At 70.0% G+C, this 14,946-nt stretch carries 13 protein-coding genes and 1 pseudogene; 6 read left to right on the top strand and 8 right to left on the bottom strand.

Annotated features, from left to right (window positions below):
* Window positions 1-13: 13 nt before the first annotated feature.
* Genes HHX30_RS43565 through HHX30_RS37350 form a run of 3 tightly spaced genes read right to left on the bottom strand, consistent with a single transcriptional unit; the run spans window position 14 to window position 3,278 of the window.
* Complete coding sequence (locus tag HHX30_RS43565) at window positions 14-994, bottom strand: VOC family protein (RefSeq protein WP_169988578.1); 981 nt, start codon at window positions 992-994, stop codon at window positions 14-16.
* Window positions 991-2,457 (bottom strand): FAD-dependent oxidoreductase, encoded by a 1,467-nt coding sequence (locus HHX30_RS37355; protein ID WP_169988576.1) that lies wholly within the window; start codon window positions 2,455-2,457, stop codon window positions 991-993. Before HHX30_RS37355 ends, HHX30_RS43565 begins: the two co-directional genes overlap by 4 nt.
* On the bottom strand, window positions 2,454-3,278 hold the full coding sequence (locus tag HHX30_RS37350; protein ID WP_169988574.1) for a VOC family protein: 825 nt from the start codon (window positions 3,276-3,278) through the stop codon (window positions 2,454-2,456). Before HHX30_RS37350 ends, HHX30_RS37355 begins: the two co-directional genes overlap by 4 nt.
* A 213-nt stretch (window positions 3,279-3,491) precedes the next feature.
* Between HHX30_RS37350 and HHX30_RS37345 the strand changes: the two genes are divergently transcribed.
* Genes HHX30_RS37345 through HHX30_RS37330 form a run of 4 tightly spaced genes read left to right on the top strand, consistent with a single transcriptional unit; the run spans window position 3,492 to window position 7,925 of the window.
* Complete coding sequence (locus tag HHX30_RS37345) at window positions 3,492-4,514, top strand: nitrilase-related carbon-nitrogen hydrolase (RefSeq protein ID WP_211593313.1); 1,023 nt, start codon at window positions 3,492-3,494, stop codon at window positions 4,512-4,514.
* A gap of 12 nt (window positions 4,515-4,526) precedes the next feature.
* Window positions 4,527-5,969: an aldehyde dehydrogenase family protein gene (locus tag HHX30_RS37340; RefSeq protein ID WP_169988572.1), complete on the top strand. Its 1,443-nt coding sequence runs from the start codon at window positions 4,527-4,529 to the stop codon at window positions 5,967-5,969.
* Window positions 5,966-6,421 carry a DUF3598 family protein gene (locus HHX30_RS37335; protein ID WP_169988570.1) on the top strand — a complete coding sequence of 152 codons (456 nt, stop codon included), beginning with the start codon at window positions 5,966-5,968 and terminating at the stop codon, window positions 6,419-6,421. Before HHX30_RS37340 ends, HHX30_RS37335 begins: the two co-directional genes overlap by 4 nt.
* A gap of 55 nt (window positions 6,422-6,476) precedes the next feature.
* Window positions 6,477-7,925: an FAD-dependent oxidoreductase gene (locus HHX30_RS37330; RefSeq protein WP_211593312.1), complete on the top strand. Its 1,449-nt coding sequence runs from the start codon at window positions 6,477-6,479 to the stop codon at window positions 7,923-7,925.
* 49 nt (window positions 7,926-7,974) lie between these two features.
* Here the strand turns inward: HHX30_RS37330 and HHX30_RS37325 are convergent, their stop codons facing one another.
* The 3 genes from HHX30_RS37325 to HHX30_RS37315 all read right to left on the bottom strand — a co-directional run bounded on the left by HHX30_RS37325 (window position 7,975) and on the right by HHX30_RS37315 (window position 10,983).
* Window positions 7,975-9,549 carry an alpha/beta hydrolase gene (locus HHX30_RS37325; RefSeq protein ID WP_169988566.1) on the bottom strand — a complete coding sequence of 525 codons (1,575 nt, stop codon included), beginning with the start codon at window positions 9,547-9,549 and terminating at the stop codon, window positions 7,975-7,977.
* A 39-nt stretch (window positions 9,550-9,588) separates the two neighbouring features.
* Entirely contained in the window at window positions 9,589-9,729 is a 141-nt protein-coding gene (locus HHX30_RS37320) for a hypothetical protein (RefSeq protein ID WP_169988564.1), read from the bottom strand.
* A gap of 84 nt (window positions 9,730-9,813) precedes the next feature.
* Window positions 9,814-10,983 (bottom strand): acyl-CoA dehydrogenase family protein, encoded by a 1,170-nt coding sequence (locus tag HHX30_RS37315; RefSeq protein WP_169988562.1) that lies wholly within the window; start codon window positions 10,981-10,983, stop codon window positions 9,814-9,816.
* 110 nt (window positions 10,984-11,093) lie between these two features.
* On the opposite strand from HHX30_RS37315, the gene HHX30_RS37310 reads away from it, so the two are divergent.
* Complete coding sequence (locus HHX30_RS37310; RefSeq protein ID WP_169988560.1) at window positions 11,094-11,789, top strand: TetR family transcriptional regulator; 696 nt, start codon at window positions 11,094-11,096, stop codon at window positions 11,787-11,789.
* Between the two features lie 30 nt (window positions 11,790-11,819).
* Here the strand turns inward: HHX30_RS37310 and HHX30_RS43910 are convergent.
* Window positions 11,820-12,602: pseudogene (locus HHX30_RS43910) on the bottom strand (IS5 family transposase).
* Between HHX30_RS43910 and HHX30_RS37300 the strand changes: the two are divergent.
* The gene (locus HHX30_RS37300; protein ID WP_169988558.1) at window positions 12,583-13,032 is read left to right on the top strand and encodes a hypothetical protein; all 450 of its coding nucleotides are present in this window, start codon (window positions 12,583-12,585) and stop codon (window positions 13,030-13,032) included. The pseudogene HHX30_RS43910 and the gene HHX30_RS37300 overlap by 20 nt on opposite strands.
* A gap of 489 nt (window positions 13,033-13,521) precedes the next feature.
* On the opposite strand, the gene HHX30_RS37295 is transcribed toward HHX30_RS37300, so the two are convergent.
* Window positions 13,522-14,619: an IS630 family transposase gene (locus HHX30_RS37295; RefSeq protein WP_211593309.1), complete on the bottom strand. Its 1,098-nt coding sequence runs from the start codon at window positions 14,617-14,619 to the stop codon at window positions 13,522-13,524.
* Window positions 14,620-14,946 lie beyond the last annotated feature (327 nt).

Raw genomic sequence — 14,946 nt, 5'->3', positions numbered from 1 at the left:
GCAATGAGCCGGCTCACAGCGGCTGCCAGAGCTCCACGGAGATTCCGTTGGGCGTGTCGGCCACGGCGAGCCTGGCGGTGCCGTGCAGCGGAGTCGTGGCCTCGAAGGGAGGGCAGAGCACACGCCCTCCGGCGCGCACGGCGCGGGTCACCGCCGCGTCGGCATCCCGCGTGCGGACCGACCATCCCGTGTGCCCGAGGCCGCGGCCGGGCCGCTGCGACGCACGCCGGTCGACCCCGCGCACGTCTCCGGGGATGTGGACCATCTCGATGCGGGTCGTCCCGCCCTCGGCTCCGGCGAGGAACGCCAGCCGTACGGCGGTGCCCGCCGGCAGGCCGGCCATCGCCTCCAGGCCGGGCGAGCTGAACGTCACGTCGTACCAGACCGACAGGCCGAGCCCGTCGGGACCCCAGAACCGCAGCTCAGCCTCGATGTCCGGAACGTGACAGACCACGGAGGTGAGCTCGGTGTAGTGCCGGGCGGGATCGGTGTCCCAGGCCACCGTGCCGCGCGCCTCGCCCGGCTGGACGAAGACGATGTCGAGCCCGTCCGGCCCGAAGCAGAAGCCCTCCGTGACCGATATCGAGCCCTCCCCCAGCGGCACCTCGTACGTCGACGGCCTGCTGCCCCACGGGTGGCCCCGCGCCCGCAGGCGGTCGTGGGACGCCTGGATGTCACGGGTGTAGAGATCGATGCCGGCGAGGCCGACATCCAGCGTGTGGGGGTGCGCCGCGGCCGCGACCGGCTCGGCGACCTTCAGCAGGTGGATCCGGCCGGTGTCCGCGCCCGCCGCGGTGAGCAGCCTGGTCTCCACGTCGCCGGGTCCGTCTCCCCACAGCCGTGCCGCGTCGGCCGCCGCCACCACGCCCTCTCCGGACACCTCGAACCCGAGCTCGCCGCAGAACAGGTCGAGATGGGCGTCGAAGCCGGTGACTCCGATCACCGCGGAGGTGACGCTCTCGACCAGCGGCGTGGAACCCGAGCCGGCGCTCACGAGGCGTCCCGGCCGGCCGCGAGCCGCGCGCCGAGCAGCCGGCCCAGTGTCATGGCCGGAGTCACGCTCATGCCGCCGACGTAGTTGTCACCGGCGAAGACGTTGTTGCCGAGCACCTCTCCCACGGCGAAGAGGCCGGGGATGGGAGCGCCTTCGCGGTTCAGCACGGCCAGGTCGCCGTTCACCCGCAGGCCGTCCCGGCTGAGCAGGGAGGCGGCGACCGAGGTGATCCCGTAGAACGGCGGTGTCCCAATGGGCACGGGCAGGGTCGTCCGCCCGAAATCGGGATCGTGGCCGGCGCGGGCCGCCGCGTTGTATCGCTCCACGGTTGCGGTGAGCCCGGCGGCGTCCACGACGAGCCGTTCCGCGAGCTCCTCGATGGTGTCGGCGGCGACGATCCATCGGCCGCGCTCACATTCTGCGAGCATGCGCTCGCGGGTCCAGTCCCCCGCACCGTTGCGGATCAGCGGTTCCGCCGTCTCGACGATCGCGCGGTCCCAGACGACGTGCATGGCGATTCCCGGCTGGCGCAGCAGCGCCCGCTCCCGATGCTCGGGGCTGGTGCCGTCCTCCGCGACGAAACGCCTGCCGTCGCGGTTGACCCAGATCTCGTGCGGGGTCCGGTAGGCCGGGGCGAACTCCAGGAACGCCTCCCGGTAGTCGACCGCGAACCCGCTGCGGCCGGGATCGGGGATCAACCCCATCACCGGAATGAAGAACCCGTCGCGGCTGACGTCGGCGCCGATCTCGACAGCCATCGCCAGCCCGTCACCCGTGGCGTGGTCGAGACAGGCGACGATCGCGTCCTCACAGCCGGGAGGGAGGAACTCGTTGCGCAGGGCCGGGTTGGCGTCGTACCCGCCGGTGGCGAGCACGACGGCGTCGCCGTACGCGACCACCTCACCGCCGTCTGAGCCGGTCCCGGCGACGCCGGTCACCCGGCCGTCGTCCAGCACGGCGCTTCGGATCCGCGTGCCGAGGAGCAACCGCACCGAGCCCGATCGGACGGCGTCGTCGAGCCGCCGCCGCAGCACCCGCAGCACCGACCTGCCGAATTCGACGCCCCAGTAGGTGCGCGGCACCGAGTAGACCTCGTGCCCGTGGACGAGGCCCGGGGTCGCGGGGTCGAAGTCGAAGCCCTCACTTTCCAGCCAGTCGACCGTGTCGCCCTGCGCACGCACGGTCTGCCAGACGAGGTCCCGATCGGCCTTGCCGTGGGACAGCCGCATCACGTCGTCGAAGTGGCGTTCCGGGGTGTCGTCGATGCCGCGGGCGGCCTGGCGCCGGGTGCCCGCTCCGCTGAACTCGCCGTTGGCGATGTGCAGCATGCCACCCACGTCGGCGAGCTTGTCGACAACCAGCACGCTCGCCCCCGCGGCGGCGGCCTCGATGGCGACGCACAGCCCGCCGGTCCCGGCCCCGACGACCACGACGTCGAAACATCCGAGATCCCGTGTGGTCATCGCGCGCCTTCCCGAGGCTCGCACAGCTCCACCTCCAGGCCCGCCGGCCCGCGCACCAGGTGCTCCCCGAGGCGTACGCCGCCGTGGGCCGCCAGCCTGGCCGCCGTGGCGGCGGGGTCGTCCGCTTCGAACACCACCCGGCGCAGCCCGAGCGGCCGATCGGACAGGTCCGCCGCGTCGACCCCGGTGAACGACATGATCTCGAAACGGGCGGGGGCCTGGCCGGCGGAGACGAGGAAGGACAGCCGCAGGCTCGCCCCGGCCGGCATGCCGGTCATCCGCTCGAACGTCTCACCGTTCATCTCGCCGTCGAACGCGACGCTCAGCCCGCCGCCCTCGGCGAAGAACCGCAGCGCCTGCTCATGGTCGGCGGGCACGACGACGGCCGTGTGCAGCTCGCCGTGCAGCCGGTCCGGATCTCCCTCGAGCGCGGGGCTCGGCCGGTGCGCGGCGCCCGCCTGCGGAATCGTCCACCAGACGCCGTCGGCGCCGAGCGCAACGCATTCGCTCAGCGTGCCGGAGCCGTACGGGTAGGTCGCGATCGGCAGCGACCGGCCGCCGGCCTCGTCGATCTTCCGCGTGGTCCGGGCGAGGTTCCTGGAGTAGATGCCGAGAAGCCTGGGGCCGATGTCCCAGACGCGCGGCTCAGCGGCCCCTGCGGCGTCCGCGGGGGCGGGGACGAGCCGTATCCGGCCGGTCTCGCCGCCGCGCACTCCCAGAAGCGCTTCCGTGTCGTCGCGTTCGATCATGTCGAGGTCGAACGCCCGGGTGTGGAAGGCGATCGACGCCTCGACGTCCCGGCATGCGATTACTGCCTCCACTACCGCTCCGAGCGACAAACCAGCCTCCGTTCCATCGGGGTCTCGATGTTCCGCAGAACGGAACAACGTTTCACGCTAGAGCGACCACCCCTCCATGTCAATGAAGCGTCAGACCTTTCGGATCCGGGAGGCTCTTCCCTATAGTCGGGACAGAAACAGCGTTTCGATGTGTGGAACGGAGATCCTGTGAGCCGAGATGCTGCGGAAGGGGCGGTGACCGCCTTCCGTGCGGTCGCGCTGCAGACCGCGTGTCACGCCGTCAATCGCGCCGACGACACCGCGGCGAGCCGCGACATGATCCGTACGGCCATAGACCGGGTCCGGGAACAGGTCGTGGCGACGAAACGCTTCGTAGGGCCGGACCTGCGGCTCGTGGTGCTTCCGGAGTACCTCCTGACCGGCCACCCCATCGGGGAGCCGATCCCCGAGTGGTGCGAGCGGGCGGCCCTGGCGCCCGGCGGCCCGGAGTACGCGCGCCTGGCCGAGATCGCCGGCGACGCCGGGGTGTTCCTGTGCGTCAACGGCTACGAACTCGACGAGCACTTCCCCGGCGTCTACTTCCAGGCGTCGGTCGTGTTCGACCCGCGTGGCGAGGTCGTCCTGCGTTACCGCCGGCTCAACTCGATGTTCGCCGTGACCCCGCACGACATCCTCGACGACTACCTGTCGGTCTACGGCGAGGACGCGCTCTTCCCCGTCGCCAGGACCGAGATCGGCACGCTGGCGGCGATCGCGTCCGAGGAGATCCTCTTCCCCGAGGTCGCCCGCTGCCTCGCCATGCGGGGCGCCGAGGTGTTCCTGCACAGCTCCTCCGAGGTCTGCAGCGCGCTGCTGTCGCCGAAGAACGTCGCCAAGCTCGCCCGCGCGGTCGAGAACGGCGCCTACGTGGTGTCCGCCAACACCGCGGGGCTGTACGGCACCGGCCTGCCGCCCGAGTCGGGCGACGGCGGCAGCCAGATCGTGGACCACCGGGGCATCGTCATCGCCAAGGCCGGTCAGGGCGAGTCGATGGCCGCCAACGCGGAGATCGACCTGGCGGCACTGCGCCGGGCGCGCAGGACGCCGGAGATGATGAACCTCCTCCCCCGGCAGCGCTTCGAGCTCTACGCGCCCAGCTACGCCGGCACCTCCTTCTACCCGCCGGACAGCGTGCGGCCGGGCGAGATCTCGCGTGAGCATTTCGCGGCGACGCAACGCCAGGTGATCGAGCGGCTGTCCGCGGACGGCCTGATCTGAGAAACGGTTGAGATGACGAAGAAGATCTCCGTCCGCAACCCTCGTACGGGTGTGGCGGACTACACGATCGAGGCCGCTGACGCCGGAGAGATACGCCGCGCGGAGCAGCGGCTGCGAGCCCGCCAGGCGGAGTGGGCCGCGCGGCCGGTCGAGCGGCGGATCGCCGTCCTACGGGAATTCAGGGAGACGCTCGTCCGCCGGCGGGACGAGATCGTGTCCAGGCTGGAGGCCGACACCGGACGGCGGTGGGTGTCCGGACTGGAGGTGGACGCCGTCGTCGGCGGCATCGACCGGGCGTGCCTGTTCGCCGAGGAGACCTTCGCGCCCGCCGCGCCCGCCCCCACGCCTGATCCGGAGGTCCACGCCGCCGCCGACCTGGTGGCCTACCCGCTGGTCGCCGTCATCTCTCCGTGGAACTTCCCGTTCCAGCTCGCGCTGATCGACGCGGTTCCGGCGCTGCTCGCGGGTTCGGCGGTGCTGCTCAAGCCGAGCGAGATGACGCCCCGGTTCATTCCCGTGCTGCGCGCCTGCATAGCGGAGACCCCGGACCTGCCGGGCGTCTTCGAGGTGGTCGAGGGCGACGGCTCCACGGGCGCCGCGATGATCGACGCGGCCGACGCCGTCTGCTTCACCGGCAGCGTCCAGACCGGACGCGCCATCGCCGCGGCGGCGGCCGCCCGCTTCATCCCGGCGTTCCTCGAACTCGGCGGGAAGGACCCGGCGATCGTCACGGCGTCGGCGGACCTCGACGCCGCCGCCTCCGCGATCCTGTGGGGCTCGACCATCAACTCCGGGCACTCCTGCATGTCCCTCGAGCGGGTGTACGTGGACCGGCTCGTCGCCGGCGTGTTCGTGGACACGCTGGCCGCCAGGGCGGAACGCGTACGGCTGGCCTACCCGGACCTCGCCGACGGGCAGATCGGGCCGATCATCACCGCCGCGCAGGCGGAGACCATCCGCGAACACCTGGACGACGCCGTCGCGAAGGGCGCCCGGGTGAGGACCGGCGGCTCGATCAAGATCCTCGGCGGCGGCATCTACCTGCGGCCCACCGTGCTGACCGGGGTCGACCACACGATGCGCGTCATGCGCGAGGAGACCTTCGGTCCGATCATCCCGGTGATGGCCTTCGACGGCGCGGACGAGGCCGTCGCGCTCGCCAACGACACCGACTTCGGGCTCAGCGCCGCCGTCTTCGCGGGCACGGCCGACGAGGCGCTGTCGATCGCCCACCGTCTCGAGGTCGGAGCGGTGAGCGTCAACGACGCCTGCCTCACCGGCATGGTCCCGGCCGTCGAGAAGAACTCCTTCAAACTGTCCGGACTCGGAGCCTCCCGGATGGGCCCGCCCTCCGTGCGGCGCTTCCTTCGGCGGCGAGCCCTGCTGGTGCGCGACGCCGCCGGTCCCAGGCCCTGGTACTACGACGGCGCTTCCAGCCAGACGGAGGAACGATGACCATCGCCGACATCCTGCGCGACATGTCCGGAGTGTGGGAGGGCACCTACACCGTGCTCGACGCCGCCGGCGCCCTCGTGGAGCGTTTCGCCAGCCGGCAGGAGGGTCTCATGGAGGGGACCGACTGGACGGAGAAGGTGGTGTACCTCCGCGAGGGCGAGGAGCCCGCGGTACGGCACTACCGCGCCGTCGTGGACGGCGACCACGTCGAGTTCGTCGACACCGAGATGTGGGGCACGACCAGCCGTGCGGGTGACCAGGCCATCGTCTTCACCTTCGGCTGGAACCATCGCCCGCAGGAGCGGATCGTCGAGATGTCGATGCCGCAAGGGGACTACCGCACCCGCCTGTGGCAGCACTTCGAGGAGGGCAGGCTGACCCGCCTGACGCTCATCGAGGAGCGCCGTGTTCCCGGTGCCGAGCCCGAGCGGTGGTACAGCCCGGCCGCATGAAGGACGCGGCGGAGTGATGAGAGCGACAACGGAAAGCACTACAGGAGATCCACCAGTGGAATTCAGCTACGACCTCGTGGTGGTCGGCGCCGGCACCGCCGGCATCCCCTGCGCGGCGGAGGCGGCCCTCGCGGGCGCGAAGGTGCTTCTGGTGGAGAAGGACCACCAGATCGGCGGCACGCTGCACATCTCGGGCGGGCACATGGCGGCGGCGGGGACCCGGCGACAGGCCGAGCGGGGCATCGCGGACTCCGTCGACGCCCACCTCGCCGACATCCGCCGCATCAGCGCCGGGACCGCCCGCGAGGATCTGGTCCGCATCGTGGCCGAGAACGCCGCCGAGACCGTCGACTGGCTGGACGACCGTGATTTCCGCTTCGCGTCCGAGACACCCCGGATCGTCTACGGGCACGAGCCGTACACCACGGCGCGGACCTACTACGGCGCCGACGAGGCGATGTCGATCCTGGAGGTGTTCGAACGCCTGCTGGACGAGGCGATCACCACGGGCCGGCTGGATCTGTGGAAGAACTCCCCGGTGATCGGGCTCATCCCCCGGAACGGCGGGGTCGGCGGCGTCTCCGTCCTGCGAGGCGACCAGGACGTGGAAGTACACGCCCGTGAGGTGGTGCTGGCCACCGGCGGTTTCGCCGCCGATCCGGATCTGTTCCTGGAACTGGAGGGAGCGCCGCTCGTGTCGGCGGCGCACCCGACCTCGACCGGCGACGGGATCCACCTGGCGAGAGAGCTCGGCGCGGCGGTGGCCGGGACCGGTTCGTTCCTGCCCTCGTTCGGCGGCCTGCCCCATCCCACCTCGCCGGGAAAGGCCAACTGGTCCGACCGTCAGCTCCTCATCGCGGCCGAACGCCCACCCGTCGAGATATACGTCGACAAGCACGGCCGGCGCTGGGTCGCGGAGGACGAACCCTCGATCGACGACAAGGAACGCGCGCTCACCCGCATCGACGACATGACCTTCTGGACCGTGTTCGACGACGCGATGGTCGAGTCGACGCGGTCGGGCCGCCCGCTCGTCGTGGGCTGGACACCCGAGGATCTCCGCGCCCGTGCCGACCATCGCACCGGCGTGCACTCGGCCGGGACGCTGGAGGAACTGGCGGCGAAGGCCGGGATCGACCCGGCGGGCCTGACCGCGACGGCCGCCCGCTACAACGAGGCGGTGGCCTCCGGCGTCGACCCCGACTTCGGGCGCGCCCATCTGCCGCTGCCCCTCCTCCAGCCGCCCTTCTACGCGATCCGCAACCACGCCATCTCCCTGGTCACGTTCGCGGGGATCGACATCGACTCGGACTTCCGCGTACGGCGGACCGACGGTTCGCCGCTGCCCAACCTGTACGCCATCGGCGAAGTGATCGGCGCCGCGGCCACCTGCGGACAGAGCTTCTGCTCCGGGATGCTGGTCACGCCCGCCATCACGTTCGGCCGGCTGCTCGGCCGCCGCCTGGCCGCGGAAGACCGGCGAGATAGACCGGCACGTTCATGAGGGAACCGCCTCCTCTGGTGAGGGGGCGGTTCCTTCTTTCACGACGGCCTCACGCGATCCCGTCGAGGTATCGGGCCAGCAGGACCGCGTTGGCCTCGGGCGAGCCCGGGGCTCCCAGGGGCGCGAAGGTGGCCTCGGTGGCGTCCCTCAGAAGCCGCAGCGCCACCGGGGTCATCGGCGCCAGCGGATCGGTGAGCGTGCTGCCCACCAGCACGGGCCGCTTCACCAGCGGCAGCCGCTCGGTGCAGGGCCACTGCCAGGCGGCACGGTAGTAGCGGTGGTAGTGCGGCGCGGACCGCAACATGTCGAGCACGACCCGATGCAGGAACTCCGGCCGGTAGGCGTCGACGTCCCGGACACCCTCCGGGGTGTGGTTGAACCAGGGCCACCACAACGCCATGTCCGCGCTCGCCCCCCAGGCGCGGCGCAGATGCGAGCCGTGCGTGTCGGGGGTCAGGTCCACGAAGTAGTTCTCCATGACGGAGGCGACCAGCTCGGGCTGGTCGTCGAACAGCGGCACCCCGTCGAGGACGAGCGCGCCCACCCGGTCCGGCGCGGCGACGGCCAGCTCGACGGCCATCGCCGCGCCGGTGTGGGTGCCGTACACGTCGCACGTCTCGATGCCCTGCGCGTCGAGCAGTTCCACCAGCAGCGGCACGTAGGTGCCGGCGAGGGTCGGCGCGTCCGCCGCGGTCCCCGGCAGCGGTGTGGACCGGCCGTGACCCGGGGTGTCCCAAACGAGGACCGTACGGGTCTCACCCAGTGCCCTGGCCAGGGGCTCGAGGCCGGACCCGGATCCGGGATTGGCGTGCAGCATCAGCACCGGACGGCGGCCGGAGGACTGAGCGCCGAAGCGGCGGACATGGACGACACCCGTGCTCACCTCGACGTAGTCGCGTTCGCCGGACTCGCTCTTCGCCGGCTCCGCGACCACGTCCCCCTCGGGGAGGGCCAGGATGTCGGCGGCCCAGTCGTCACCGGCGACGGCCATCCCGGAGAGCCCCGCCACGCCGGGCCATGCCTCGGCCGCGCTCGACGCCAGTCGCCGGTGCGCGTCGCCGTGGTCGGCCGTCTCCAGGAAAAGGGCGTGCAGGACCTCGGCGGAGGGCAACCCACGACTCCGCCGGTTCCGGGCCGATGGGCGCCACCAGGGGCTGAAGACGAAGCTGTCCCGGACCTCGTCGTACAGCCGCAGCAGGTGCCCGCCGCTGCCGTCCGGCGCGGACGGCGCGGGCGGACGCTCGGCGCCGCCGTACGGAACGTGCAGCACCAGGAAGCCGTGGACCAGCCCGGGGTGGCGTGCGGCGAGCCGGGCGGCCACGGCTGCCCCGGCCCCCTCGGCCGCCACCGGGGTGCGGCGCACGCCGAGCAGGGTCAGCGCCGCGGCGAGCATGTCGGCCTGGGCGTCGAGATCTCCCGCCGCGCCGTCGTCGACGGTGGTGCCGCCGAAGCCGATCAGGTCCGGGGCGATCACCCATCGCCTGCCGGCGATCGTCTCGATCAGCTCCGGGTCCCAGCCCCCGGCGCAACCGGGGGCGTCGTGGAGGAGCAATACGGGTGAGCCGGCCCCGGCCTGGCGCAGATGCACCTGCCCCGAGGGCAGAGCGAGGTATCCCGGTCGCATTCTGTTCCTCTATTTAGAACGCTGTTTCACTCCAGGAATCTATTGACGACCGGGCGAGCATGTCAACGCCCTGCCGGCGTCGCCGAGAGCCCGCTTCACGATCACCTCGTAGCCGGCCCAGGCGAACCCGACGCCGATCACGGTGCCGAGCAGGGCGGCCGCCACCGACAGCAGCACCACCTCGGCGATCGCTCAGAGGCTCCGCCCGGACACGGCGAACCCGCCTGCCCCAGTACGGCAGACGGGGTTTTCGCATGTCGGGGGTTACTTGAGGAGCTGGCGGGCCATGACCATGCGCTGGATCTGGTTGGTGCCCTCGTAGATCTGGGTGATCTTGGCGTCGCGCATCATGCGCTCGACCGGGAACTCGCGCGTGTAGCCGTACCCGCCGAGGAGCTGGACGGCGTCGACGGTGATCTCCATGGCGGCGTCGGAGGCGGCGCACTTGGCGGCGCTGGAGAAGAACGTCAGGTCCTTGACCGGAGTGCCGTTCATGGCCAGCTCCGACTTGGCCGCGGCGGCATAGGTGAGCTGCCGGGCCGCCTCCAGCTTCATGGCCATGTCGGCGAGCATGAACTGCAGGCCCTGGAAGTCGGCGATCGGCTTGCCGAACTGCTTGCGCTCCTTGACGTACCCGATCGCGTAGTCGAGCGCGCCCTGGGCGATGCCGAGCGCCTGCGCGGCGATCGTGACGCGGGTGTGGTCGAGCGTGGCCAGCGCGGTCTTGAACCCCGTCCCCGGCTCGCCGACCATCCGCGAGGCCGGGATGCGGACGTCCTCCAGGATGACCTGGCGGGTGGGCGAGCCCTTGATGCCCAGCTTCTTCTCCTTGGGACCGAACGACACGCCCTCGTCGTCCTTCTCCACCACGAACGCCGAGATGCCGCGCGCCCCGGCCGCGGGGTCGGTCACGGCCATGACCGTGTAGTACTCCGACACGCCCGCGTTGGTGATCCACATCTTGGTGCCGTTGAGCACGTAGTGGTCGCCGTCACGCTCGGCCCTGGTCTTCATCGAGGCGGCGTCCGAGCCGGCCTCCGGCTCGCTCAGGGCGTAGGAGAACATGGCCTCCCCGCGCGCGACCGGCGTCAGGTAGCGCTGCTTGAGCTCCTCGGACGCCGACAGCAGCAGGGGGACGGTGCCCAGCTTGTTGACGGCGGGTATGAGAGAGGACGAGGCGCACGCGCGGGCGACCTCCTCGATCACGATCACGGTCGCGAGCGCGTCCGCACCCGCCCCGCCGTACGCCTCGGGGATGTGGACGGCCTGCAGGTCCGCCGCGACGAGGTCCTTGTAGACCTCCCAGGGGAACTCCTCGTTCTCGTCGGCCGCCGCGGCACGCGGGGCGATCTTTTCGTCGGCGAGGGCCCGGACCGTCTCACGGAGCATGGGGTGTTCCTCCGCCGCGTCGTGCAGGTGTTCTGACAGGCTCATCCACTTCTCCCAGACCCGAATAGCACTGAGTGCCTTATAGTAAGTCACTCAGTGCCATAGCGCCAGAGTGGGTGTTACGGTAGGTCGGCGAGCAGCGGCCGGAGGGACCTATGTCGACGAGGCGGGACGCGCGGCGGGAACTGATGTCAGCGGCCATCGGTCTGTCGCTCGACGCGGGCTTCGACCAGACGACCGTGGACGAGATCGCCAGAACCGCCGGAGTGGCCAGGCGGACGTTCTTCCGGCACTTCCGGAACAAGGAAGACGCGATTTTCCCCGACCACGACGAGTGCCTGGGGCGGGTGACGCGATTTCTCGAATCGGCCTCCCCGCTGCGTCCGCCCCTCCCCGTGATCGCGGAGGCCGCCGCGATCGTCCTGGACATGTACGCGGAAGACCCCGAGACAGCGGTCAAGCGCTACGAGCTGACGCGGCGCGTCCCGGCCTTGCGTGAGTGGGAAATCGCGGCCATCAGTCGTTACCAGCGGGCGTTCGTGCGCTACATGGATGACCGCCGCGAGGAAGCGAGCAGGGAGACGTTCCGGCTGCGCCACGAGGTGGCGGCCGCCGCCATAGTGGCCGCGCACAACCATGTACTGCGCGCCTGGCTCCGTACGGGCGCCCAAGGGGACGTGCGAGCGCAGTTCGACGCTGCGATGACCGAGGCGACGGCGGCGCTACACCCCTGGATAGACGGCCGGGCAACTGGAGACGAGTCATCTTCCGAGGTCGTCGTGGTCTTGACCGTCAAGGGCGCCCCACTGTGGAAGGTGGCCGAGGAGATCGAGGCGGCCACCCGGCACTGACGGCGATATTAGGGCCTTTATCGAAGTCGATCAGAGCCATTCGGCGATCGCGGCGATGAGGATCGTTGCTTTGTGGCGGACGGCGAGTTTGTCGTACCTGGTGGCGACAGCGCGGTGGTGTTTGAGCCGGTTGATGCCGCACTACACCGCGTGGCACCGCCTGTACATCTCAGGGTCGAAGGCGGGTGGCCGCCCGCCCTTGGATCCCTTGGCGCGGCGGTTGGCGTCCTGGCCGGCCTTGCTCGGGATGGCGGCCTTGATCCCGCGCCGCCGCAGGTAGGCGCGGTTAGCCGTGGAGGTGTAGGCCTTGTCGGCCAGGACACGGTCCGGGCGCGTGCGGGGCCGCCCGGCATACCGCCCCTGTTCACAGGCCAGATGCAGCTTGGTGGTCAGCCCGCCACGAGAACGCGCCAACCCGTGATCGGCAGTCACCGCACCCGCCCCCCGGCGGCTCGGCTTGAAGATCCCCCTTCCCGCGCCCCGGCGGCGTGCTGATGCGCCCGGACAACCGTGGAATCGACGCTGACATCCCAGGTGATGCGCCCGGCCGCGTCCGCCAGCACCTGCAACGCGGTCAGGATCTACTGCCAGACGCCGTCGCGTTGATAGCGCCGAACAGCGCATACGCCGCCGACCAGGATCCGTAGCAGGCGGGCACATCACGCCAGGGCACACCGGTCCGTACCCGCCGGCGGATCCCGTCGATCAACTGCCGCTTACTGAGAACAGCGACGGCCGCCCCGACCGCTTCGGTGCCGGCAGCAGCGGCTCCAGCACCGCCCGCTGCGCATCGGTGACCGTCACCGCCTGTATCCGCGGTGTGGACTGCCCGGCGCAAGAGCCACGAGGAGGAACGCGCCCGGCAACGCGACCTGTTCGCCAGGGCGTACGCGGCGTACAAGGAGATGCCATTGCAATCCGCCGACGCCGCCATGATGACGCGGCCGCTGAGCGCATCCGTCTGTCTGAGACCACCCGGGAGATCCAGAGCCGGCTGAGCTACTTCGTCGTGTGGACCGCCGCCGAGCCCGGAACCGTTGGCGACGCCTATGTCGCACTCGTGCGTGAGCTGCGCAAGGTAGCTGGGGGCGCGATGCGTGAGGCATGGTTGGCCGATCCCATCACCGACGATGCGGCGATGAACATTCCGCCGGCGTTCATCGACCTCTCGTCGTTGACGCCGCTGGAGGAGGCCTTCACCGACGCCGTTCGCGCCCGCCTCGCTGCGATCGCTCCATGGTGAACCAGATAGCTCGCCGCCCCGGTCCTGTTTCCGATCGGTGACCTGCGGAGGCGAACACCCGAGCCGACCGCCGCATCGAGGGACCTACCTTCAACGGCGGCGGCGCGTGAGGGGCCACATCTTGAGGTCCCAACGTACGCCCTTTACGGCGTAGATTTCGCAGTCGGTCACCCAAGCGAACTGGACGATCCTTGACCAATTAACCGGGCTTCGGGCAAGTCATTTGAACACACCGGGCCGGAGCATCCTCGTTGACCGTGAACCCCCTGGTCAGCTCCGGTATTGACGGGCACCGGTCGGGAGCGGTCGGCACGTTCAGCTTCACGGTCAAACGACGGTCAGACATCAAAAGAGCCTGATCACTTTGAGAGTGATCAGGCCTCTGACCTGCTAGTACAGTGTCGGGACGGCGGTGTTCTGGTTCAGGACATAGGAAACTCTGGCGGAGCATGTCTCCGGAGATAGGAAACACAGAGAGCTAGTGGCCCGTCACGCAACTTTGGCCGGATAACTGGTCCAGCTTCTGATGGGTGAGCTGGCGGCGAAGTTCGTCTTGGGCTGGGCCCGGGCGTTGCGCCAGCGGACGTAGGCGCCGATCACCGCGTTCTGCTCGTCATGGGTGCGGTGGTCGGTGCCGTTCAGGGCGTAGTACCGCAGCGCGGCGAACTCTGATTCGATCCAGTTCAGCCAGGAGCCATAGGCTGGCAGGAACACCAGCTCAACATCGTTGTCGGCCGCCCAGGCCCGGACCTGCGGGTGTTTGTGCGGCGAGAAGTTGTCGGCGATCACATACAGCTTCTCGCCCGGCCAGCGGGCCCGCAGCGTCTTGAGGAAGGACAACACCTCCCGCCAGCGCTTGCGCCTGCGGATCCGGTAATACAGCCTGCCGGTGACCAAGTCGAGCGCGGCGATCATGTGCATGACGCCGTCGTAGCGGTTGTAGGTGGCCCGCAGCCGGGCCGGCGAACCCACCGGACGCCACCGCTTACCCCTGCGCGGCATCAGATTCAGCGGCCCGAACTCGTCCAGGCAGATCACCCGCCCATCGGCGGGCGGCTGATCGTATAACTCCAGTACGCGCTGCATCTTGGCGATGAAATGCGGGTCGGTGGAGGCTTTCCACGTGGTGGTGGTCTGCCAGCTCACCCCGCCCGCGCGCAGGATCCGCCGCAGGTGCTCGCGGCTGATCGCCGTCACCACCCCGCGACTGATGAGGTGCTCGGCCAACGTGCGCAGGCTCCAGGTGGAGTGCCCCATGATGCCCCACTCGGCGGGGACCGTCGTGGCGATCAGGCAGATGTGCTCACGCACCCGCTCACTGATCACCCGTGGACGGCCCCCGCTCCATTTTGGGTCCAGCGCGTCGAACCCCCGCTCGTTGAAGGCGTGGATGACATCGCGTACGTAGTCGTCACTGACCTGCATCAACGAGGTGATGTCCGGAACCGATTGGCCCTGGCCGGACATCATCACCACGATCGCCCGTCGCAGCTTCACCGGATCCTTCGCGCTCCTAGTGATCCGCTGCAGCTTGCGACCCTCCTCCATCGTTAACGGCCGGACGAACACCTCCGGTCGGCGAGCCACGACCACCTCCCAACATCACAGAGGCAGCCAGCCTGGCGGGTTCACTCCCGGAGATCAATTACCCGGCCGAGGTTGGGTGACGGGCCACTAGGCCGATGAGGCCGGTAGATGGGTCCCGTTTTCGAGCGTCGACACTGGTCCAGTATTGGGGATCAGGCACACTTTCCGTGATCGGACCCCGGCTGAGCTGGTCACGGTTGCTGAGCTGGTCACGGTTCAGGTGTTCTAGCCAGTAGGTCACCTGTCGATGGCGACGATCTGCGGCGTGTTGATCAGTGAGATGGTCGCGGTCTTGTTCCCTCACCTGGCCCGCGTGTGCATTGACCA

This window comes from Microbispora sp. H10836 (assembly GCF_012999525.1).
Lineage (GTDB): Bacteria > Actinomycetota > Actinomycetes > Streptosporangiales > Streptosporangiaceae > Microbispora.
Note: the sequence above shows the minus strand (reverse complement) of the source record. Positions and strands in the feature narration are given on the sequence as shown.